Annotated in this window: 22 protein-coding genes and 2 pseudogenes; 14 read left to right on the top strand and 10 right to left on the bottom strand. The window is 60.4% G+C overall.

What is annotated here, in order from left to right:
• Window positions 1-51: 51 nt before the first annotated feature.
• Window positions 52-855: an AraC family transcriptional regulator gene (locus ALO64_RS08525; protein ID WP_002555534.1), complete on the bottom strand. Its 804-nt coding sequence runs from the start codon at window positions 853-855 to the stop codon at window positions 52-54.
• Window positions 856-940: 85 nt separating this feature from the next.
• On the opposite strand from ALO64_RS08525, the gene ALO64_RS08530 reads away from it, so the two are divergent.
• Window positions 941-1969: a bile acid:sodium symporter family protein gene (locus ALO64_RS08530; protein ID WP_002555535.1), complete on the top strand. Its 1029-nt coding sequence runs from the start codon at window positions 941-943 to the stop codon at window positions 1967-1969.
• Window positions 1970-1975: 6 nt separating this feature from the next.
• Here ALO64_RS08530 and ALO64_RS08535 read toward each other — a convergent pair whose 3' ends face one another.
• The 3 genes and pseudogenes from ALO64_RS08535 to ALO64_RS08545 all read right to left on the bottom strand — a co-directional run bounded on the left by ALO64_RS08535 (window position 1976) and on the right by ALO64_RS08545 (window position 5190).
• Window positions 1976-3373 carry a DUF726 domain-containing protein gene (locus ALO64_RS08535; protein ID WP_044344841.1) on the bottom strand — a complete coding sequence of 466 codons (1398 nt, stop codon included), beginning with the start codon at window positions 3371-3373 and terminating at the stop codon, window positions 1976-1978.
• Between the two features lie 32 nt (window positions 3374-3405).
• Window positions 3406-3684 (bottom strand): hypothetical protein, encoded by a 279-nt coding sequence (locus ALO64_RS08540; protein ID WP_004643020.1) that lies wholly within the window; start codon window positions 3682-3684, stop codon window positions 3406-3408.
• 236 nt (window positions 3685-3920) lie between these two features.
• Window positions 3921-5190 (bottom strand): annotated as a pseudogene (locus tag ALO64_RS08545) (acetyl-CoA C-acetyltransferase).
• Window positions 5191-5298: 108 nt separating this feature from the next.
• On the opposite strand from ALO64_RS08545, the gene ALO64_RS08550 reads away from it, so the two are divergent.
• The 6 genes from ALO64_RS08550 to ALO64_RS08575 all read left to right on the top strand — a co-directional run bounded on the left by ALO64_RS08550 (window position 5299) and on the right by ALO64_RS08575 (window position 9957).
• Complete coding sequence (locus ALO64_RS08550) at window positions 5299-6654, top strand: 3-oxoacyl-ACP reductase (RefSeq protein WP_002555539.1); 1356 nt, start codon at window positions 5299-5301, stop codon at window positions 6652-6654.
• A gap of 30 nt (window positions 6655-6684) precedes the next feature.
• Window positions 6685-7542 (top strand): MaoC family dehydratase, encoded by an 858-nt coding sequence (locus ALO64_RS08555; protein WP_005731172.1) that lies wholly within the window; start codon window positions 6685-6687, stop codon window positions 7540-7542.
• 120 nt (window positions 7543-7662) lie between these two features.
• Window positions 7663-7968, top strand: coding sequence for a MazG-like family protein (locus ALO64_RS08560; protein ID WP_044344842.1), 306 nt, complete (start codon window positions 7663-7665; stop codon window positions 7966-7968).
• Window positions 7965-8714, top strand: coding sequence for a methyltransferase domain-containing protein (locus ALO64_RS08565; RefSeq protein ID WP_044344843.1), 750 nt, complete (start codon window positions 7965-7967; stop codon window positions 8712-8714). The genes ALO64_RS08560 and ALO64_RS08565 overlap by 4 nt, the downstream gene beginning before the upstream one ends.
• A 19-nt stretch (window positions 8715-8733) precedes the next feature.
• Window positions 8734-9372 (top strand): DUF4136 domain-containing protein, encoded by a 639-nt coding sequence (locus ALO64_RS08570; RefSeq protein WP_002555543.1) that lies wholly within the window; start codon window positions 8734-8736, stop codon window positions 9370-9372.
• Between the two features lie 18 nt (window positions 9373-9390).
• Window positions 9391-9957, top strand: coding sequence for a DUF4136 domain-containing protein (locus ALO64_RS08575; RefSeq protein WP_002555544.1), 567 nt, complete (start codon window positions 9391-9393; stop codon window positions 9955-9957).
• Between the two features lie 41 nt (window positions 9958-9998).
• Here ALO64_RS08575 and ALO64_RS08580 read toward each other — a convergent pair whose 3' ends face one another.
• Genes ALO64_RS08580 through ALO64_RS08590 form a run of 3 tightly spaced genes read right to left on the bottom strand, consistent with a single transcriptional unit; the run spans window position 9999 to window position 11678 of the window.
• Window positions 9999-10589: an LON peptidase substrate-binding domain-containing protein gene (locus tag ALO64_RS08580; protein WP_002555545.1), complete on the bottom strand. Its 591-nt coding sequence runs from the start codon at window positions 10587-10589 to the stop codon at window positions 9999-10001.
• A gap of 13 nt (window positions 10590-10602) precedes the next feature.
• Window positions 10603-11319 carry an LrgB family protein gene (locus ALO64_RS08585; protein ID WP_044344844.1) on the bottom strand — a complete coding sequence of 239 codons (717 nt, stop codon included), beginning with the start codon at window positions 11317-11319 and terminating at the stop codon, window positions 10603-10605.
• On the bottom strand, window positions 11316-11678 hold the full coding sequence (locus ALO64_RS08590) for a CidA/LrgA family protein (protein ID WP_044344845.1): 363 nt from the start codon (window positions 11676-11678) through the stop codon (window positions 11316-11318). Before ALO64_RS08590 ends, ALO64_RS08585 begins: the two co-directional genes overlap by 4 nt.
• A gap of 204 nt (window positions 11679-11882) precedes the next feature.
• On the opposite strand from ALO64_RS08590, the gene ALO64_RS08595 reads away from it, so the two are divergent.
• The 3 genes from ALO64_RS08595 to ALO64_RS08605 all read left to right on the top strand — a co-directional run bounded on the left by ALO64_RS08595 (window position 11883) and on the right by ALO64_RS08605 (window position 14876).
• On the top strand, window positions 11883-12338 hold the full coding sequence (locus ALO64_RS08595) for a MaoC family dehydratase (protein ID WP_002555548.1): 456 nt from the start codon (window positions 11883-11885) through the stop codon (window positions 12336-12338).
• 140 nt (window positions 12339-12478) lie between these two features.
• On the top strand, window positions 12479-14206 hold the full coding sequence (locus tag ALO64_RS08600; protein WP_044344846.1) for a C13 family peptidase: 1728 nt from the start codon (window positions 12479-12481) through the stop codon (window positions 14204-14206).
• A gap of 28 nt (window positions 14207-14234) precedes the next feature.
• Window positions 14235-14876, top strand: a complete 642-nt coding sequence (locus ALO64_RS08605) for an oxidoreductase (protein WP_044344847.1) — start codon at window positions 14235-14237, stop codon at window positions 14874-14876.
• 143 nt (window positions 14877-15019) lie between these two features.
• Here the strand turns inward: ALO64_RS08605 and ALO64_RS08610 are convergent, their stop codons facing one another.
• The 3 genes from ALO64_RS08610 to mpl are packed head-to-tail and all read right to left on the bottom strand — an operon-like array spanning window position 15020 to window position 17272.
• A complete protein-coding gene (locus tag ALO64_RS08610; protein ID WP_002555551.1) occupies window positions 15020-15304 on the bottom strand; it encodes a YceK/YidQ family lipoprotein in 285 nt (94 codons plus the stop codon).
• Window positions 15297-15926 (bottom strand): flavin prenyltransferase UbiX, encoded by a 630-nt coding sequence (ubiX, locus tag ALO64_RS08615; protein WP_002555552.1) that lies wholly within the window; start codon window positions 15924-15926, stop codon window positions 15297-15299. Before ubiX ends, ALO64_RS08610 begins: the two co-directional genes overlap by 8 nt.
• Window positions 15923-17272: a UDP-N-acetylmuramate:L-alanyl-gamma-D-glutamyl-meso-diaminopimelate ligase gene (mpl, locus tag ALO64_RS08620; protein ID WP_002555553.1), complete on the bottom strand. Its 1350-nt coding sequence runs from the start codon at window positions 17270-17272 to the stop codon at window positions 15923-15925. Before mpl ends, ubiX begins: the two co-directional genes overlap by 4 nt.
• A 225-nt stretch (window positions 17273-17497) precedes the next feature.
• Here mpl and ALO64_RS08625 point away from each other — a divergent pair.
• The 4 genes and pseudogenes from ALO64_RS08625 to ALO64_RS08640 form a co-directional block, all read left to right on the top strand.
• A pseudogene (locus ALO64_RS08625) lies at window positions 17498-18999 on the top strand (aldehyde dehydrogenase family protein).
• A 479-nt stretch (window positions 19000-19478) separates the two neighbouring features.
• Complete coding sequence (locus tag ALO64_RS08630; RefSeq protein WP_002551875.1) at window positions 19479-20873, top strand: ethanolamine ammonia-lyase subunit EutB; 1395 nt, start codon at window positions 19479-19481, stop codon at window positions 20871-20873.
• Window positions 20870-21733 carry an ethanolamine ammonia-lyase subunit EutC gene (gene eutC / locus ALO64_RS08635; RefSeq protein WP_010212896.1) on the top strand — a complete coding sequence of 288 codons (864 nt, stop codon included), beginning with the start codon at window positions 20870-20872 and terminating at the stop codon, window positions 21731-21733. The genes ALO64_RS08630 and eutC overlap by 4 nt, the downstream gene beginning before the upstream one ends.
• 83 nt (window positions 21734-21816) lie before the next feature.
• Window positions 21817-22265 (top strand): GNAT family N-acetyltransferase (locus ALO64_RS08640; RefSeq protein ID WP_054991694.1); only part of this gene is annotated, 449 nt, incomplete at its 3' end.

Consider the following 22265-nt stretch of genomic DNA (forward strand, 5'->3'; position numbering starts at 1 on the left):
TTGATCGGAGAATCCTTAAATGCACTCGTTAGTGCGCAATACAACCTGGCGTTACTTGAACAAATCACCGGGCGTATAGCCGAACAAGCCCTTGAACGCAGCGATGAAAGCCGACGTCGAGTCATAACCACAGGCCAGCGCGGTATGGGTCACACTGGCGCCCTCTTCCAGTGCAGAAAGTGAAGACAGCAATCGTGCCCGCTGACGCCAGCCACGAAAGCTCAACCCGGTTTCCCGCTGAAACAGGCGCATCAGGGTTTTCTCGGATGTGCCGAGACGTGCCGCCCAGTCGTGCAGGGTAATCAACTGGCCCGGTTCTTCGATCAACTCGTTGCACAGGCTCAGCAAACGCGGGTGACGCGGCAACGGCAGCGAAAAACCGACTTCCGGCAGGTGCGCCAGTTGGTCCAGCAATACCTGCACCAGCCGCGCCTCATGGCTGTCCTGCTCGGGATAGTCCACGGGCAACAGACAGAAGCTCTTGATCAGTTCGCGGGCCAGCGGCGTGACTTCCAGCACCCGGCAACGCTGTGGTGCCCAGCCGGAATCAGCCGTGCGAATGTACAGGCTGCGCATTTCGGCACGCATGGAGGTCACGACCTCGTGCTCAAGCCCCGCAGGCACCCAGACGCCCCATTGTGGTGGTGCAAAAAAACTACCCTCGGCGGTGTGCACACCCAATACCCCGCTGATCGCGTAGGAAAACTGCACCCAGTCGTGACGATGGGGCGGCGTCCATGAACCGGCGCTGAGGCTTTCAGCGCGGGCATACAGCGGCCGCGGCAGACCGGACAGTGCCGGTATCTGCCGCTCGCCAGTGGGATGTCGCTGATCGATCTGTCCGTTAGTCGGCATCTTATGGCCTTATGTCGCAAGACGGCTGTTATGCAACAGAGTAGCCTGCGCACATCCTTGTTTACAAAAGTTGTCCGGGTCCGTCATGCAATCACTCAAACATTTCAAGCGCGTCGCCACCGACTGGTTCCTCTGGGGCATGGTTTTGGCGACGGTGCTCGCCTACTTTTTCCCGCGTTTCGGTGCTACTGGCGGCAGCATGCACGCTGAATACGTCATCAACATCGGCGTGTTCGTGGTGTTCTTTCTGCACGGCGTGAACCTGTCCAGCGAGCAGATCAAACGAGGGCTGACCAACTGGCGGCTGCACGTGATGATTCAGGTCTTCACGTTTGTGGTGTTTCCGCTGATCTGGCTGGTGTGCGACAAACTGCTCGGCTCGCATGTACCTGCGCTGCTGATGCTGGGCTTTTTCTACCTGTGTGCCCTGCCCTCGACCATTTCGTCCTCGGTGGCGCTGACCGGCAGCGCAGGCGGCAATGTTCCGGCAGCGATTCTCAACGCCAGCATGTCCAGCGTCATCGGGATTTTCATCACGCCGTGGCTGGTGAGCCTGCTGGTCGGCACCGGTGCCGGGGGGATTGATCTGGGCGACACGCTGCTCAACCTGTGCGCGATGCTTCTACTGCCGCTGATACTGGGCCAGTTACTGCGGCCGCTGCTGGGCAAGTTCTTCGCGCGGCACAAGAAGTACACCAACCTGATCGACAAGCTGGTGATCCTCCTGCTGGTGTACGCGGCGTTCTGCAACTCGATGATCTCCGGCATGTGGCAAAGCCAGGGCAACAGCGTGATCCTGACGGCGTTCGTCGGCACCGCGCTGCTGCTGGCGGTGATCCTGTTGATGACCACGCGCACCGCACGGGCGCTCAAGTTCGATCATGCCGATAAGGTCGCGGCGGTGTTCTGCGCCACCAAGAAATCGCTTGCAGCAGGGGCGCCGATGGCAGCGCTGATCTTCGGCAGTAATCCGGGGCTGGGCCTGATCCTGTTGCCGATCATGATCTACCACCCGATGCAGTTGATCGTCTGTTCGATCATCGCCGAGAGCTACGCCAGTCGTCATCGCCAGCAGCTTTCGCAGGCCGCGCTGGAAGAAGCCCAGGCCGCCTGACCACTGTTACATCAGCGCGTCATCGCCCAGCGTGACGCGCGCGTAAAAGACGATTGCCACTGTCGGGATCAACGCTGAATAACCCGGCCTGAGCGCCGTGCCAAAGTGCGTCAGCAGGCGCTGCACCGGCGCCTGGCGAATTGCACCCAGCAACCCTTTGATCGTGCCGGGAGCTTTCTCGGCCTGCGCAGGCTTGAAGAATGCAGCAACGGTCAAACGCTCGGCCAGTGCGTCGATATGTGCCGCATACACTTCCCAGCTCATCGCGCTGACACTGGCGCGAGGCATTTGTACCAGCGGGTGATCGTTGCTGAACGCCTGCCGGAAAAACGTCCGCAGCAGCAGTTCCTCCACTTCAACCACCGTCGCACAGTTGTGCAGCGAATCGCTCAGGCCGTATTGCCGCGCCAGCATGCCCAGCACTCGCGTGTAGGGCACGCCTCGACGCCGGGCGGCATTGATCAGAAAGTGTCCGGCGACCAGCTGGAATTCGCGCACAAATGCGTAGGTGCGATCCGCTTCGGTGGCCTTGAGGCGCGTCCATCGACTGCTGCACAAATGCTTGATGGCCGCCTCCAGCACGTAGTCTGGCGAGCGGGCCAGAACGCTGTGCAGCCAGATGTCCTGCAACACTGGGTCGCGGCTGACCGTCGGTAAAACGGCAACGCCGGTTTCCAGTCCTTCACAGCCGCTGAAGCGAGTTGCGATCAGCACTTCCTGCAAGCGTCTCCAGTAATGGTGATGGCGATAACCCTGCATCCGCACATTCTCGAAATGCTCGACCGGCGTGCGTCCCAGGCTCTTCTCGCCCAGATTCAGCAACAGCACGTGGTCTTCGCTGGAGTAAGCGTTGATCAATCGTCCGCTGATTTTCTGCTTCAACACTTCGGCCTCGGCCGCGTCAATGCGCACCGCAGCAGCCATCAGCAACACATCGCCCACCACCAGCCCGTGTTCGGGCGTCTGTTGCAGGTTCTTGAGCGCGCTGACCAGTAGTCGTCCGCCCAGTGAGTGGCCAATCAGGTTGACCTGTTTTACGTCCGGATGATGTTCGAACAGGTAACGGTCCAGTTGTGCCAGCAACACTTTGCCCATATCGCGAGCCCGGTTGCGGATACGCGCAAAATGAACGACGCGGTCTCCCGCCAGCGCGGCTGCGCCCGCCAGCGGATGCACTCGGGCGGCGGCCATCAACAGGCCACGGGAACGGTTGTCCATCTGGGTAAAATGGCTGGATGGCCAGAACGCCAGAATATTCACGCTTTGGCGCAAGGCACCAGGAATACTGTTGGCCAGCATGCGCCGGTCGTCCAGATCATGCCCTGACGAATAGCAGTGAATGAAGACGTTGGCGACCTCGCCCGATGTCTTGGGCAAGGTCAGAAATTTGAAGTGATTTTCCACGTTGTCCTGTCACACATGGGCGGGTTGCACGCTCAATTTCTGACGATGAAGCGCCTGGCGATGAGTATGATCAGCCGCAGGCAAAACATGATACCGGTCACAGCGATCACCCATTTGGCAACCAGCAGGAAATAACTTTCGATTTCATCGGAAACCAGCCCCACCAGCAACCCCATCCCGCCGATCAGCAACCCAATCAGCGCCAGGCCGATATAGGGCCTCAGCCAGCGGGTCCGCGCGCCTTTGTCAAACAGATAGAACACCGTGCCGATCAGAATCAGAAGTACCGATACCCCAATGATGAACCCCATGCCTTACCTCAACGTTACAGGCCAATAATGCTGACTGTTCATCCCGCGCACGGGTGTGACGCGGAGCGTCACGAAATGCATTCCCACGCTGGAGCGTGAGGAACGAGAGGTGTCCAGAAGAACCTTATCGTGCCAATGCTCCGCGTCGGCATGCCGTTCATGACGCTCCGCGTCATATCTCTTTAGACGTACCGTCCTTTTCCGCTGTGGATTATGCCCATGCCCCCAGTATTTGCCTAACGCTCCAGAATCGCCGTAACACCCTGCCCGCCAGCTGCGCAGATCGAAATCAATCCACGCCCGCTGCCTGCTGCATCGAGCAGTTTGGCGACTATCCGGCCTCCGGTTGCGGCAAACGGATGCCCGGCTGCCAGCGAGCTGCCTTTGACGTTCAGTTTGCTGCGGTCAATAGCACCCAATGGCGCGTCCAGTCCCAGACGGGTCTGGCAGTAATCAGCGTCCTCCCAGGCTTTGAGCGTGCACAGCACCTGCGCGGCAAAGGCTTCGTGGATTTCGTAGTAATCAAAATCCTGAAGGGTCAGGCCATTGCGCGCCAGCAGGCGTGGAACGGCGTAGGCCGGGGCCATCAGCAGCCCTTCTGCGCCGTTGACGAAATCCACCGCCGCGGCCTCGCCATCCCGCCAATAGGCCAGCACCGGCAGGCCGCGCTCGTGCGCCCACTCTTCACTGGCCAGCAACACCACCGACGCGCCGTCGGTCAGCGGCGTCGAGTTGCCGGCCGACAGCGTGCCCTTGGCACTTCGCTCGAATGCAGGCTTGAGGCCAGCCAGCTTTTCGAGGGTCAGGGTCCGGGCGCAGGTTGTTGTCACGGATCAGCCCAAGGTACGGCGTCATCAAGTCATCCTGCCAGCCCTCGGCGTAGGCTGCGGCCATTTTCAGATGGCTCTCGAGCGCCAGTTGATCCTGCGCCCCGCGTTCTATGCCCCAGTTCTGCGCCATCAGCTCACAATGCTGGCCCATAGACAACCGCGTACGTGGCTCGCCGTTACGGGGCAGCTCCGGTTTGAGGTGATGCGGACGCAACTGCATCAGGGCCTTGATCTTGTCGCCCGGCGTCTTGCCGTGGTTGACTTTTAACAGAATCTTGCGCAGCCCTTCATTGACACCTATCGGCGCATCCGACGTGGTGTCCACGCCCCCGGCAATGCCGCACTCGATCTGCCCCAGCGCGATTTTGTTGGCCACCAGCAACGCGGCTTCCAGCCCCGTGCCGCAGGCTTGCTGAATGTCATACGCCGGGGTCTGCGCCGACAGTCGCGAGCCGAACACGCATTCGCGGGTCAGGTTGAAGTCTCTGGAGTGCTTGAGCACCGCGCCTGTCACTACCTCGCCCATGCGCAACCCGTGCAGATTGAAGCGCTCGATCAGCCCCTCCAGAGCGGCAGTGAGCATGTCCTGATTGCTGGCAGTGGCGTAAGGACCATTGGAGCGGGCGAACGGAATGCGGTTACCGCCAACGATGGCGACCCGACGAGGATGCGTCATGGAAAACTCCCTTTCTTCAAGCGAATGGATGAGCCGTGTCGATCGCAAGAACAAACGTCATGCCACCGTGGTCCATTCCTTTGAACCCCGACTTCAGGAGAGTGTTCCATGCCGTCAGATCGCTATATTGATTTCGCCAATTCCGACATGGGTCGGCGCCTGGTGAATGCCGTCGGTCTGCCCGCCCCCACGCACCTGGAGCGCTGGCAGGCCGGCCGGCTTCGTCCTGTAGAAGGCACACTGCTGATCAGTGCCGGGCCGCTGGGGGATCAGGTCCGGCAGTTCGCCAGCCGTCTGACCGACTCGCTTTACAGTTTTGGCAGTGACATGCCTGGCGCCACCACCTGGGTGTCCAACCAGGGGCCTCGCCTGAAAGCGGTGGTGTTCGACGCCAGCCAGATTCTGCGCACTGAGCAGCTCAGGCAGCTGCGGGACTTCTTTCAGCCACTGCTGCGCAATCTTGACCACTGCGCACATGTGGTCATCCTCGGCAAATCCCCCGAAACACTCGCTGATCCGCTGGCGGCCAGCACTCAACAGGCCATCGTAGGTTTCAGCCGCTCGCTGGCCAAGGAAGTGCGCAACGGCGCAACGGTCAAGCTGCTGCAAGTGGATGACGACGCGCAGGATCAACTGGAGGGCGCCTTGCGCTTCTTCCTGACGCCCAAGGCTGCGTTCATCTCCGGTCAGTTTGTCCACCTGAGCGCCTGTCCGGGCAAAGTGCAGGACTGGACTCGCCCGCTGGCCGGACGCAAGGCTGTGGTGACGGGCGCGGCGCGCGGCATCGGTGCGTCGATTGCCGAGACCCTGACCCGTGATGGCGCGCAGGTCATCCTGCTGGACGTGCCACAGACCAAAAACGAACTGGAAGCACTGGCCTCACGGCTCGGCGGCCAGGCGCTGGCGCTGGATATCTGCGCGGCGGATGCTCCGGCCCAGTTGCTTGAACACCTGCCGGACGGCGTCGACATACTGGTGCATAACGCTGGCATCACGCGTGACAAGACGCTGGTCAACATGCCGGAGGACTTCTGGGATTCGGTACTGGCGGTCAACCTCAACGCTCCGCAAGTGCTGACTCAGGTGCTTCTCGACGCCGGTGCGCTGAGGGATAACGCGCGGATTGTGCTCATGGCGTCGATCAGCGGCATTGCCGGTAATCGCGGGCAAACCAACTACACCACCAGTAAGGCCGGTCTGATCGGTTTTGCCAAGGCGATGGCTCCCGGGCTCAAGTCGCGCGGCATCAGCATCAATGCCGTCGCGCCAGGCTTCATCGAAACGAAAATGACCGCGCACATGCCGTTCACCCTGCGTGAGGCAGGACGGCGCATGAGTTCGCTCGGTCAGGGCGGTTCGCCACAGGATGTTGCTGAAGCTGTGGCGTGGTTCAGCCAGCCGGGCAGCGGCGCGGTGAGCGGTCAGGTTCTACGTGTATGTGGTCAAAACGTGATCGGGGCATAAGCCCCAGCATCGAATTCAAGGAGATGGATGATGACGGCTCACTGGCGCTACCTCAATTCTCTGCAGCCCCTGTCCAACCTGTTCATCCAGGCAGCGCTCAGGCGCAAGGTCACAGGGTCGCAGTTACCCGATCTGGGATTGCGAAGCTGGATCGCGGTCGATACCGACAAGCTTGATGCCTACCGCAAGGTCTGTGGATTCGAAGAAAGCAGCCTGCTGCCGCCGACGTATCCGCATGTGCTGGCCTTTCCGTTACAAATGCAGCTGATGACCTCTCAGGAATTCCCGTTTCCGTTGCTGGGGCTTATTCACCTTGCCAATCGCATTCGCACTCATCGCCCGCTCGGCGGCGTAAGCCAGCTGTATATCAGCGTTCAGGCCACCGACCTGCGCCCGCACGCCAAAGGCGCCACCTTCACCCTGGTGACTCAGGCCGAGGACGGCATGGGCCTGCTTTGGGAAGAAGAAAGTACCATGCTGTGCACCGCTGTGCATCTGGAAGACGCGCCTGTAGAGCATCCCGAGCTTGCGCCGCTGCCCCTGATCGAGCTGGACAACTGGCGTGCGTCGGCACAAATCGGGCGCGAGTACGCCAAGGTGTCGGGCGACTACAACCCGATTCACCTCAGCGCACCCAGCGCCAAGCTGTTCGGCTTCCCGCGTGCCATCGCTCACGGCATGTGGCTCAAGGCACGTACGCTCGCGGCCCTTGGCGAGCACTTGCCAGCCTCGAATGTCGAGATCAGCGTGCAGTTCCAGAAGCCGGTACGCCTGCCCGCCGACGTCACACTCTCGGCCAGCGCCGCTGGCTCTCATGGTCAGTTCCGTGTCGAAGGCCAGGAGGGCATCGTGCATATGATCGGTAGCTGGCAGCCTGCAACCGAGTGATGCATCCCTGATAAAACCCTCTGACGGGAGCACCGCTCCCTTCAATGGCTGAACAAACCGCAACGCCCACTTGCCTGGCGACCCGTTCCCCCTGAAGCTATGCACCTTCAGGAGAGCACGATGAACCTCGACGAGTTGACCCAACGCCCGCACCGCATCCGCGACCAGAATGACTGGAAGCAATTTCACAGCCCGAAAAATCTGGCCATGGCTGCCAGCGTGGAAATGGCTGAGCTGGTGGAGATATTCCAGTGGCTGCGTGAAGACCAGTCCCGCGAGCTGCCTGCCGACCAACTGGAACATGCCGGTCAGGAAGTCGGCGATATCGTTCTTTATCTGTTGTTGCTGTGCAGCGAGCTGGGGCTGGACATGGAAACCGTGGTGCGCAACAAGCTGGCAGACAGCGAGCGGAGATTTGCCAAGTGAGTGATCGGCATTTCGACCAGCTGGCGACCCGCTTTGCAGAAAAGATCTACGGCGGTGCCAAGGGAGCCGTTCGTCTAGCGGTGCTGCAGGTCGATTTGACCGAGACGCTGCCCGCACGACCGCTTCGCGTGCTGGATATCGGCGCGGGGCTGGGCCACATGTCACTGTGGCTGGCCGAACAAGGACATGAAGTGACCCTGGCCGAGCCCGCCGAACCCATGCTCGAAGGCGCACGTCAGCGCTTTGTCGAGGCCGGACAGGCGGCGTCCTTCATTCAGGCTCCTTGGCAGGCGCTGCCCGGTTTACTGAGCGACACTTACGATCTGGTGCTGTGCCACGCCGTGCTGGAATGGCTGGCCGAGCCGCACGCCATCCTTCCGGTACTGCGCCGCTTGACCCGCGACGATGGCTGGCTGTCACTGGCTTTTTACAACCGTGATGCGCTGATCTATCGCAACTTGTTGAAAGGTCATTTCCGCAAGATGCGCAAAAATGACATGGCCGGGGAAAAGCAGAGCCTGACGCCACAACAACCGCTCGACCCTCGGGAACTGGCGACGCAACTTGAAGGCCTGTGGCAAGTCGAAACCCGTAGCGGGGTGCGGGTATTTCACGATTACATGCCGGTTGAATTCCAGGCTCGGGCCGAGCTGACGGATCTGCTGGAAATGGAACTGGCGCATCGGCGTCATCCAGCCTTTGCCGGGCTGGGTCGATACCTTCACTGGATGTGCCGTCCGGTCTGACATCACTGCGGAGCCCACCATGAAACACCGTTCTGCCTTGTTTGCCGTGCTGCTGGGGACCAGTCTGTTCGGGATCAGCGCCTGCCAGAGCGACAACCCGTATGTCGCCAGCTCTCTGCCCATGCCGCCCGCTCCTGCGCAGGCGGCAAGGACGCTGGACATGAGCGCCTACCCTGCGCCGCCGCGGGACTATGGGCGTTATCGGTCCTGGGGCTGGCTCAACGGCCAGCTGCCGCCCGGTACGGCGTGGGTGGATTCGGCGCAGGTGGTCGAAGCCGTGAGCAACGGTCTGGACCAGCGTGGTTTGCGACCGGCTCGCGGCAATCAGCCGGCAGACTTGTACGTCACTGCCACGACCCGCCAGGAAACCCGGCTGCGTCAGGTGCGTGAAGATTACGATCCCTACTATGGGGGCGGCATGGGCTATGGCCGCTACGATGGCTACCGGCCCGGTTACGGCGGCTACGCCAGCGTGCCGGTGGTACGCACCTATCAGGAAAAGGTCATGGTGGTGCAGATCAACCTGATCGACGCGCGCAGCAACCAGCCGGTATGGAGCGCCAGCGCCGATGCGCGCGCCAGCAATAATCTGGCCGACCGCAGCAGTGCGTTGCGCCAGGCCGTGCAACAGGCTCTGGCGGCCTACCCGCCTTCGTAACCCTTTCGGAGAACTGCCATGTTTCGCCGTATCGTTCTGCTGACCTGTGCCGTGCTGCTGACGGCCTGTCAGAGCAACTCGATCAATCGCGACTTCGATGCCCAGCGGGATTTCGGCGGCTATCGCAGCTGGAGCTGGAAGGAGCCCGCCGTTCAGTATCAGCCTGACAATGATCCGCGGCTCAAGAGCGACCTGACCGAGCAGCGTCTTCGCCAATCGATCGGCGAACAGCTGGACCAGCGCGGTCTGCGCATGGCAACAGCCGGTGCCCGGCCGGATTTGAAAGTGCAGGCCTGGCTGATTGTCGAAAACCGTCAGCAGACGGTCAGCACCAACTATGGCGGGGGCTGGAATCCCTGGGGTGGTTATGGCTACTGGAACGGGCCGATGAACACCGAAACCCGCAGCGTCGACTACAAGGTCGGCACCTTGCAGATTGATATGTTCGACGGTAAGGACGGCAAACTGGTCTGGCGCGGCAGCACCGAGCGCATCCTTAACGACAACGCTGGCAACCCGGCTGAACGGGAGCAGGCCATCCGCACCACGGTGGCAAAAATTCTGGAGCAATATCCGCCGCGCTAACCTCGCCTGACGTGTTGCGCAATGAGCAGCGCGATCGAGGCTCAGGCCTGCAGATCGCCCTGCATTTCATCGAGTAGCTCCTGAATCGCGTCGAGGCGTTCTTCGGGGTCGTCGATTTCCAGAAGCTCCACCTTGTCCTTTTCGGTGAACGGCAGCAGATAGGCAAGCTGGTTGGACAATGAATACTGCCCACCGGCCGACACGCCCATGTTCAAGGACGCCACCATCGGGTGCTCGGCCAGCGCTTCCAGCAGTGCAACGAGGTCGGCGTCTTCTTCCTGCAACGGACGCTCCACTGGCTCTTGCAGCCATTCAACCTCGGCCATCAGCAGTTGATCGCGCTGAACTTCAGCGGCGACCACCCGGAAGCGCCGCCCACCGACGACACGGATGCCCAGCAAGCCGTTGTCCTGCTGCTGGAAATCCGTGACCAGTGCTTCGCAGCCAATCGGCGAGTAGCCGCCCGGCACGGTGCCCACCTCACTTCCTTCGGTGATGCACACCACACCAAACCCTTCACCCTGCTTCATGCAGCGGCCGATCATGTCCAGATAGCGCGCTTCAAACAACTGCAGATCAAGCACGCAACCTGGAAACAGCACAGCGTTCAACGGAAACAATGGCAACGTCATGGAAAAGCCTCCTTTAAATGGCCAGCGACATTGCCAGCGGCAGGAACAGTGCCGTCGCAACGCCCATCAGACTCATTGCCAACGCAGCAAAAGCCCCCGATTCCTCTCCCTCCTGCAATGCCACGGAAGTCCCCACCGCATGAGCGGTAAGACCCAGTGCCATGCCGCGAGCCGTAGGGTTATCAACCCCGGCCAGCGACAGCAGACCGGGGCCGAAAATGGCACCGAATACGCCAGTAATCAACACAAAAACCGCCGCCAGGGCTGCGACGCCGCCGATCTGCTCGGCAACCAGCATGGCGATGGGCGAGGTGACCGACTTGGGTGCCATGGTCATCAGAATCATATGGTCGGCACCGAACAGCACCCCGAACCCGACACACAACCCGGTGGCAAAAACCCCGCCGACTACCAGCGTAGTCAAGACAGGCCAGAACAGCTGTCGGATTCGGCGCATATTCAGGTAAAGCGGCACCGCCAGCGCCACGGTCGCAGGCCCCAGCAGCGTGCTGAGAATTTCAGTGCTCTTGCGGTACTCGGTGTATTCAAGATCGCAGAACAGCACAACACTGATTACCACCACCATCGAGACCAGCACCGGCTGCAGAAACAGCCAACGGGTTCGCTCGTACACAGCCATCGCCAGTTGATAGGCACCCAGGGTGATCGCGATGCCAAAAAGCGGATGGTGAATCACCGATAGCCATGCACCGTGCCAGTCCATATTCATGACCCCTCCTGGCGTCGGGCCTGGCACCTGATGAGTGTCTGCATCAGCCAGCCGACAAAGGTCACGGAAATCATCAACGACAGGGTCAGCGTACCGAAGATCGCCCAGAAGTCCTTGGCGATGGCCGACGCATACACCATAACGCCAACGGCAGGCGGTACCAGCAGCAGCGGCAGATAACGCAGCAGACTGCTGGCGGCCATGCTGATCGGCTCGCTCACTTCACCGCGCAGCACCAGATAGGCCATCAACAGCACAAGACCGATGATCGGCCCCGGCAATATCGATAGAAACAGATGGTTCAGCGCGGTTCCCAACAATTGGAACAGCACCAGCCATGTCAAACCCCGTAACAACATGAGGACCCCGGCAAATAAACGAATCCAGCGAATTATCGGCGTCATTATAAACACGCCGCGTTGCAGGTCATGAGCGGGTATTCGTATTGAGGCAGTTGCTTGACCAACCGGCAACACTCTGCTGATCTTGTGATTCGCCCGCAGGCGTTAGCTGATGCGGGCGGTGGCACCTCGACACAAACCACATCAGACAAGGAGAGCGGCATGCCTTCTGTACCCGTCACAGAGCTCAAGCATTACATTGGCAAGGACGCAGAATGTTCAGACTGGCTGACCATCGACCAGGAGCGCATCAACCTGTTCGCTGAAGCCACAGGGGACTTCCAGTTCATTCATGTCGACCCGGTCAAAGCGGCGCAGACTCCGTTCGGCGCGACTATTGCGCATGGTTTCCTGTCGTTGTCACTGATCCCCAAGCTGATGGAGGGCATCATGGTGCTGCCCGAAGGCTTGAAGATGGCGGTCAACTACGGGATGGACAGCGTGCGCTTCGTTCAGCCAGTGCTGGTCAACTCTCGCGTGCGTCTCAAGGTCCAGTTGACTGAAGTGACCGAGAAAAAACCCGGCCAATGGCTGCTCAAGGCAATCGCCACACTGGAGATCGAAGGTCAGGAAAAACCCGCTTTTGTGGCCGAACCTTTAACCCTGTGTTTCGTGTAACACGTTTAAAACATGAAACAGTCGTAACAGACTGTTTCATCCCGCTTACTCGCTGCGGCATACTCCCCTGCGGTCGTGCCCCATAACATCTGCTCAAGCAGAGCCGGGCCCGCCCCTGAATCATTCTTCCGGGATCTCACATGCGCGCGCTCGCTCCATTGGCTTTGACACTCTTGATCGCAGGCTGCGGTGATGGCGAATCAATTTTGCCGCCCGACGGCCGCCTCTCCGACGGCGGGCGCTATCGCGGCGATCTGGTCAACGGCGTATTGCAGGGCCAGGGCCGTATCGACTACCCCAACGGCAGCTGGTACGCAGGCCAGTTCGAAAACGGCCTGCGCCAAGGCCAGGGTGAATGGCACGCCAGCAACGGCGACGTCTACAAGGGTGGTTTCGAGCAAGGCCTGTTCAACGGTCAGGGCAGATTGACGACCCGCAATGGCGCGAGTTATGTCGGTAACTTCAAGCTCGGGCTGCGCGACGGCGAAGGCACTCAGAAAGACAAGGGCGTGCTTTATCGCGGTCAGTTCAAGGCAGGCCTGTACGACGGCCCCGGACGTCTGGAGCTTGAAGACGGCAGCCAGCACCAGGGCATGTTCGCCAATGGCAAGGCCAACGGCGAAGGTTCGCGCAGTGACGCCAGCGGCAATCAATACAGCGGTAATTTTGTCGACGGTCAATTGCAGGGCACCGGCAGCTTCACCAGCGCTGATGGCGATCAATACGTCGGCAACTTTCGCAACAGCCAGCTCGACGGCAAAGGTCGCTATGAAAATAGCGACGGCGACGTCTGGAGCGGTGATTTCAAGGAAGGCGCGCTGACCGGCAAAGGCGAATTGATCGGTGCTGACGGCAGCCGTTATCAAGGCGACTTCGACAACTGGCGCTTCATGGGGCAAGGCCAGCTGCAACTGGCCGACGGCAGCCGCTATGTCGGCCAGTTCGCCGATGACACCTATCAGGGCGATGGCGTGCTGATCTCCCCGGACGGCAAGGAGCAGCGCGGTATCTGGGCCAATGGCCAACGGGTGCGCGACGCCAAAGGCAAACTGCTGCCCGACGCACTTGAAGCAGGGCTGCTGGTACAAGGCACCCTGCTGGAAAAAGCGCTGGCCGCAGTCCCTGCGTCAACGCCCGCCACCGAGCTTTACACCCTGGTCGTGGGCGGCGACGGCAAGCAGAGTGTGTTCATGCGCGAGGCAGACTATGTCAGCAACCTGCTGAAGTCGCGTTTTGGAGCCGTCGGGCAGGTCAGTCTGGTCAATCATCGCGACCACATGGATGACCGGCCAATGGCAACCCGCGAGACCATCTCCCGCGCAGCCCAGACACTCGCGCAACGTACCGGCCCGGAAGACCTGATCTTCATTTACCTGACCAGCCACGGCACCCAGGACCATGAGCTGGTGCTGGACCAGCCGCGTCTGTCGCTGGCCGACCTGCCCGCCGATGCCCTCGCCGCGGCCCTTGCGCCACTAAAGAATCGTGACAAGATCGTGGTGATTTCGGCCTGTTATTCCGGTGGTTTCATTCCAGACCTGAAAGATGAACGCACGTTGATCATGACCGCCTCACGCGCCGACCGGGTGTCGTTCGGCTGCTCGGAAGAGGCTGATTTCACTTACTTTGGCGATGCACTATTCGCCAGGGCACTGGTCGAAACCGATGACCTGCAACACGCTTTCAACGAAGCAAAAGCCTATGTTGCCCAACGAGAGAGCGAAGACAATTTCGACGCCTCCGAACCGCAGATATGGGCACCGAAAGGAGTTCTGGCGCGCTGGCAGCAGTTGCGCAAAAGCCAGGCCGAACGCGCTTTGAATACGGCGTTGAACCGCACGGAAGCGAAGACCTCGACTAGCCACTAGGCTATCAGTGTATGAAGGGAGAACGGTTATGTATCTGACGCCGCAACACATCCTGCTTGCAGGGGCCACCGGCCTGACGGGCGAGCACTTGCTTGACCGCCTGCTCAACGAACCGACAGTCAGCCGCGTGCTGGCACCAACGCGCAGGCCCTTGGCAGAACACCCGCACCTTGAAAACCTGGTCGGCGAGCTGACCACTCTGCTGCCAACACTGGCTGGCCGTGTGGATATCGCGTTCTGCTGCCTGGGCACCACGATCAAGCAAGCGGGCTCACAGGATGCGTTCAAGGCGGTTGATCTGGACCTGGTCACAGCGTTCGCCAAACGAGCGCGTGAGCTGGGCGCGCGCCACTTGCTGGTAATCAGTGCGATTGGTGCAGACCCCAAGTCCAGCACCTTCTACAACCGTATCAAAGGCGAGACGGAACAGGCATTGCGCGCGCAGGACTGGCCGCAACTGACCATCGCCCGCCCTTCATTGCTGGTAGGCAGCCGCACCGAAACCCGCTGGGTCGAGCAACTGGCAGCCCCCATCGCCAAACTGATCCCCGGTAAGTATGGCGCTATCGAAGCCTGCCAGCTGGCCCGCGCCATGTGGCGCCTGGCGCTGGAAGAGCAGAATGGCGAGCGTATCGTCGAGTCGGATGAACTGCGCAAGCTGGGCAAGTAGATGACGGTCGCTGCGGCCGGACGATGATCGTTTTCCAGCCCATCGCATGATCGTTCCCATGCTCCGCGTGGGAATGCAATTCGTGACGCTCTGCGTCACCCAAGGGAGCATTACCTGATAGCGCAGGTGTTGCACCGGTAACCCTAAAGCCCGCCCGTAGCCTGAACCCCTAGTCCCGCTGCCGTCAGCAATGACAGCGGCAGCAACAAGGTGTCGAGCAGCGCGCTGCCCGGCAGGTCCAGGCCCGGATAGCTCGGTGCTTCGGCACCGAAACGGTCAGCCGCACAGCAACCACCCTGCAGCGCATACATATTCAACCGCGTGCCTGCATACACCACCGGCGCGCCGGGTTTGGCCGCATCGAGCGTGCGCGCGGTGGCGCAGCCGGTCAGTGCCAGCGCAAGTGATATCAATATCAGCTTATTCATCGCCGCCAATGTGGTGCTCGCCCCAACGCGGCAGCATGTCCTGAGGAATATTCAGCAGATTGAGAATCCGCGCGACGACAAAGTCCACCAGGTCGTCGATGGTCTGCGGCTGATGATAAAAGCCCGGAGATGCGGGCAGAATCACCGCACCCATGTTCGACAGCTTGAGCATGTTCTCCAGATGAATACTGGAAAACGGAGCCTCGCGGGGCACCAGAATCAACTGGCGACGCTCCTTGAGCGTGACGTCGGCAGCGCGTTCGATCAAATTGTTGCAGGCCCCGGTAGCAATTGCCGACAGCGAACCGGTGGAGCATGGCACCACCACCATTGCGCTGGGCGAACCAGAACCTGACGCCACTGGCGACATCCAGTCGTCACGACCATAAACGCGAATCTGCCCGGCAGACGCGCCGGTGTATTCCGTCAGAAACGCCTGCATCATCATCGGTTTGGGTGGCAGGCGTACGTCGGTCTCGGTGGCCATTACCAACTGCGCGGCCTTGGAAATCAGGAAGTGCACCTCCCGGTCCTCACGCACCAGACAATCCAGCAAGCGCAGGCCATATTGCGCGCCAGAAGCGCCGGTCATCGCAACCGTAACGCGCTCCGGACCGCTCATTTCAGCGCCTCGGCCAGTTTGCCGTGCAGACCGCCAAAGCCGCCGTTGCTCATGATGACGATATGCGTGCCGGGCCGCGCCTGGCTATGGACTCGCGCGATGATTGCTTCAAGCGAATCACATACCGTCGAGGGTACGCTGCCTCCTGCGACCGTAGCCGCCAGGTCCCAGCCAAGATTGGGCGGGGCATACCAGACCACCTGATCTGCCTGACTCACGCTTTCCGGCAGACCATCGCGGTGCGCGCCAAGCTTCATGGAATTGGAACGCGGTTCGATGACGGCAATGATCGGCGCATCACCGATTTTCTTGCGCAGGCCATCCAGCGTGGTGGCAATGGCCGTCGGGTGGTGAGCGAAGTCATCATAAATAGTGATGCCGCGCACTTCGGCGACCTTTTCCATGCGCCGCTTGACGCTCTTGAAGGCGCTGAGTGCCTGCACGCCCAGCGAAGGCACAACGCCCACGTGGCGAGCAGCCGCCAGCGTTGCCAGGGCATTGGCCACGTTGTGCTGACCGGTCATGTCCCACTCGACGCAACCTTGAAGCTGGCCCTCGAACAACACTTCAAAACGCGAACCGTCTTCACTCAACAGTCGAGCCTGCCACTGACCGCCTTCGCCAGTGGTTTGCACCGGCGTCCAGCAGCCCATTTCGATGACCCGCGACAACGCAGGCTCGGTGGTCGGATGGATCACCAGGCCTTCACTCGGAATGGTACGCACCAGATGGTGAAACTGGCGTTCGATAGCGGGCAGATCCGGGAAGATGTCGGCATGATCGAACTCAAGGTTATTGAGGATCGCAGTGCGCGGGCGGTAATGAACGAACTTGGAGCGCTTGTCGAAAAACGCACTGTCGTATTCATCGGCCTCGACTACGAAGAACGGGGTGTCACCCAGACGCGCCGACACGGCGAAGTTCTGCGGGATGCCGCCGATCAGGAAACCGGGGCTCATGCCGGCATGTTCCAGCACCCAGGCCAGCATACTGCTGGTGGTGGTCTTGCCGTGCGTACCGGCCACCGCCAATACCCAGCGGTCTTGCAGCACATGGTCGGCCAGCCATTGCGGGCCGGACACATACGGCAAACCTTTATTCAGCACGTATTCAACCGCCGGGTTGCCACGCGACAGCGCATTGCCGATCACAACCAGATCAGGTGCCGGGTCCAGTTGCGCAGAATCGTAACCCTGGGTCAGCTCGATGCCCTGGGCTTGCAGTTGGGTGCTCATCGGCGGATAGACGTTGGCGTCGGAGCCGGTGACCCGGTGCCCCGACTCTTTGGCGAGCACCGCCAGAGAACCCATGAACGTGCCGCAGATACCAAGGATATGAATATGCATGACCAACCTCTCAGAACATCTGCGCAGGTTAACGTAGGGACGGTGAAATGGCACCCTGAGTTTGTCCGCTGCATTGCCTGCACAGGCCATTTCAATGACCGGCAGATAAGCCTAAAGTCCTAACCACGGTCGGATGCAATTGGCCTATTCTTGAACGCTTATTGCCATATGCCCGAAAGCAGAATCGACACAGACTCCCTCACAACAAGAACCAGGAGACATATCATGCGTTACGCTCATCCCGGTACCGAAGGCGCTATCGTCAATTTCAAGGAACGCTACGGTAACTATATCGGCGGCGAGCTCGTCGCACCGGTGAAAGGCCAGTATTTCACCAACACCTCGCCGGTCACCGGCAAGGCCATTGCAGAGTTTCCGCGCTCCACCGCCGAAGACATCGACAAGGCCCTCGACGCTGCGCACGCTGCCGCTGCGGCCTGGGGCTCGACCTCGGTGCAGGCACGCTCGCTGGTCCTGCTGAAGATTGCCGATCGCATCGAAGCCAATCTGGAAGTCCTGGCCATCACCGAAACCTGGGATAACGGCAAGGCAATCCGCGAAACCCTCAACGCCGATATTCCGCTGGCCGCCGACCATTTCAGCTACTTCGCCGGCGTGCTGCGTGCGCAGGAAGGCAGCGCCGCCGAAATCGACGGCAATACCGTGGCCTATCACATTCATGAGCCGCTGGGCGTGGTCGGGCAGATCATCCCGTGGAACTTCCCGCTCCTGATGGCCGCCTGGAAACTCGCCCCTGCGCTGGCTGCCGGTAATTGCATCGTGCTCAAACCTGCCGAGCAGACGCCGCTGGGCATCAGCGTGCTGATCGAACTGATCGGCGACCTGCTGCCTCCCGGCGTGCTGAACATCGTGCAGGGTTATGGCCGCGAAGCGGGTGAAGCGCTGGCCAGCAGCAAACGCATCGCCAAGTCGGCTCGCACATCATGAAACTGGCGGCGGACAACATCATCCCGTCCACCGTCGAGCTGGGCGGCAAGTCGCCGAACATCTTCTTCGAAGACATCATGAGCGCCGAACCAGAGTTCATCGACAAGGCCGCCGAAGGTTTGGTGCTGGCGTTCTTCAATCAGGGCGAAGTCTGCACTTGCCCGTCCCGCGCGCTGGTGCAGGAGTCGATCTATCCACAGTTCATGGAAGCGGTGATGCGCAAGGTCGAGAAGATCAAGCGCGGCGACCCGCTGGACACTGACACCATGGTCGGCGCTCAGGCATCCGAGCAACAATTCGACAAGATTCTTTCGTATCTGGACATCGCCAAGGGCGAAGGCGCCGAGCTGCTGACCGGCGGCAAGGTCGAGAAGCTTGAGGGCAGCCTGTCCACTGGCTACTACATCCAGCCGACGCTGCTCAAAGGCAACAACAAGATGCGTGTGTTCCAGGAAGAAATCTTCGGCCCGGTGGTCAGCGTCACCACCTTCAAGGACGAAGCAGAAGCTGTGGCCATCGCCAACGACACCGACACCGAGTTCGGTCTGGGCGCAGGCTTGTGGACCCGCGACATCAACCGCGCCTACCGTGTGGGCCGGGCGATCAAGGCCGGACGAGTCTGGACCAACTGCTACCACCTGTACCCGGCCCACGCCGCATTCGGTGGCTACAAGAAGTCCGGCGTCGGCCGCGAAACCCACAAAATCGCGCTTGAGCACTATCAACAGACCAAAAACCTGCTGGTGAGCTATGACACCAACCCGTTGGTTTTTTTCTAGGCCAGCTGATTGTCCGAATATCGTTACCACGCTCCAGCGTGGTAACGCGGTTCTGGACGCTCTGCGTCCGATCTCGAATGCGCGGGGTCAGCACGAGCTTGTGACGCAGAACGTCACGAACTGCATGCCGACGCGGAGCATCGGCACGATAGTCGCCTCAGGATGTTCATCGTTCCCATGCTCCGCGTGGGAATGCCTTTCTGGATGCTCTGCGTCCGATCTCAAATGCGCGGTGTCAGCACAATAGTCATCTCAAAAAGCATCGCGCACCAACCCTGTGCATGGCGCCTTGGCATACTGCCTTGGCGTGATGCATCTTTGCTCTGAATCCTCTGTTCATGGTTGCAAACTCGCACTCCCGGTCGGGATGGAGTATTAATTGCTTGCATCGCTTCCCACAGTCGTTTGAACCGGGACGTCACCGGTTCACCCGAAAGACTACGTCCGACGCAAACAGCGCGACGTCATGGAGAATCTGTATGGCGAGCTTTTCCCATTCTGTCGGTGCGCAGACGTACCGCTTCGACAGCCTCAAAGAAGTCATGGCCAAGGCCAGCCCCGCGCGATCCGGTGATTATCTGGCCGAGGTTGCGGCGCAAAGCGACGGCGAGCGCGTTGCAGCGCAGATGACGCTGGCGAATATTCCGCTCAAGCACTTTCTTGAAGAAGCCCTGATCCCGTACGAACAGGACGAAGTCACCCGGCTGATCATCGATACCCACGACAAACTGGCGTTTGCCCCGGTCAGCCATCTGACGGTCGGCGGCTTTCGTGACTGGCTGCTCAGCGAGCAGGCCGATGAAACCAGCCTGCGCGCCTTGGCTCCCGGCCTGACACCGGAAATGGCCGCTGCCGTGTCGAAAATCATGCGCGTGCAGGACCTGGTTCTGGTGGCACAGAAGATCCGGGTGGTGACGCGCTTTCGTAACACCATGGGCCTGCGCGGGCGGCTGTCGACACGCCTGCAACCCAATCATCCCACCGACGACCCGTCCGGCATTGCCGCCAGCGTGCTCGACGGCCTGCTGTACGGCAATGGCGATGCCATGATCGGTATCAACCCGGCAACCGACAGCACCTCGTCCATCGTCGCCTTGCTGGAAATGCTCGACGCCATCGTCCAGCGCTATGAAATCCCGACCCAATCCTGCGTGCTGACCCATGTCACTACGTCCATCGAAGTGATAAACCGTGGCGTACCGGTGGACCTGGTGTTCCAGTCGATCACCGGCACCGAGGCCGCCAACGCAAGCTTCGGCATCAGTCTCAAGCTGTTACAGGAAGGCTACGAAGCGGGCCTGAGCCTGAACCGCGGCACCCTCGGAAAAAACCTGATGTATTTCGAGACCGGGCAAGGCAGCGCGCTGTCGGCCAACGCACATCACGGCGTCGACCAGCAGACCTGCGAAACCCGAGCCTATGCCGTCGCCCGGCATTTCAATCCGTTTCTGGTCAACACCGTGGTCGGTTTCATCGGCCCCGAGTACCTCTACAACGGCAAGCAGATCATCCGTGCCGGTCTGGAGGATCACTTCTGCGGCAAGCTGCTGGGTGTGCCGATGGGCTGTGACATCTGCTACACCAACCACGCAGAAGCCGATCAGGACGACATGGATACCCTGCTGACGCTGCTGGGAGTTGCCGGGATCAACTTCATCATGGGCATCCCCGGCTCGGACGACATCATGCTCAATTATCAAACCACCTCGTTCCACGATGCGCTGTATGCCCGGCAAAGCCTGGGCCTGCGTCCCGCACCGGAATACGAGGCCTGGCTGGAGAAAATGGGCATCTTTACCCAGACCGACGGCCGCGTCCGCTTCGGTGACAGCCTGCCGCCTGCGTTCCGCCAGGCACTGGCGCACCTCGCATGAGTGATCAGCCAATGAACGAAATACAAGACAACGCCGCACCAGCCAATCCCTGGCTGGAGCTACGCCGCCTGACCTCCGCACGCATCGCGCTGGGGCGAACCGGCACCAGCCTGCCCACCTCCGCGCAGCTCGACTTTCAAGCGGCGCATGCCCAGGCGCGCGATGCTGTGCATCTGGCCTTCGATCATGCCGCGATCAGCGCGCAACTGACCGAGAAAGGTCGTGAAACCATTTTGCTGCACAGCGCTGCTGCCGACCGAGACAGCTACCTGCAACGCCCGGACCTGGGCCGACGCCTGAATGAAGAGTCTGCGCAGGCACTGCGCGAGTACGCGGCGGCTCATCCGGGCGGTCTTGATCTGGCGGTAGTGGTCGCCGACGGTCTGTCAGCCCTGGCCGTGCATCGACATGCCGTGCCTTTTCTCATTCGCCTTGAAGAGCAGGCAAACGCCGAAGGCTGGTCCCTGTCGCCAGTGATAATGGTCGAGCAGGGCCGCGTCGCCGTGGCTGACGAGGTGGGTGAACTGCTCGGCGCGAAAATGGTGGTTATCCTTATCGGCGAGCGCCCGGGCCTAAGCTCACCGGACAGTCTGGGGCTGTATTTCACCTACGCGCCGAAGGTCGGGCTGAATGATGCGCACCGCAACTGTATTTCCAACGTGCGCCTGGAGGGCTTGAGCTATGGCATGGCAGCCCATCGGCTGCTGTACCTGATGCGCGAGGCCTGCAGGCGGCAGATCTCGGGGGTCAATCTTAAAGACGAAGCGCAACTGCAGACCCTTGAGTCAGACGGATCTGCCGAGCATTCAGGCAAGCCGATCGGCAATTTCCTGCTCGACGGCCCGGCCGCACCACATTAGATTGTGCTTTCTAAAGTCGCCGGGCAGGATCGCGTAATCATCCCGGCGCACTGCATCAGCCCATAGGGAAGTTGAGGCCAACCATGCGGATCATCAAAGCGACTCTCGAACACCTGGACCTGCTCTGCCCATTGTTCATCAAATACCGCGAGTTCTACGGTGAGTCACCGTTCCCGGACTCCTCACGGGACTTTCTCGAAAAACGTCTGCGTCGTGACGAGTCAGTGATCTATCTGGCGCTGGCCAAGGATGACGAGAGCAGACTGCTGGGCTTCTGCCAGCTGTATCCCAGCTACTCATCGCTGTCGCTCAAGCGGGTATGGATTCTCAACGACATCTATGTTGCCGAGGACGCGCGCCGCCAACTGGTCGCCGATCACTTGATGAAACAGGCGAAGAAGATGGCCAAGGAAACACATGCGGTGCGACTGCGCGTGTCGACCAGCAGCAATTACGAGGTGGCGCAAAAAGTCTATGAGTCCATCGGTTTCAAGGAAGACACGCAGTTCCAAAAGAGACTGTCAGAAATTTT

The organism is Pseudomonas meliae, assembly GCF_001400515.1.
In the GTDB taxonomy this organism is placed as follows: Bacteria; Pseudomonadota; Gammaproteobacteria; order Pseudomonadales; family Pseudomonadaceae; genus Aquipseudomonas; species Aquipseudomonas amygdali.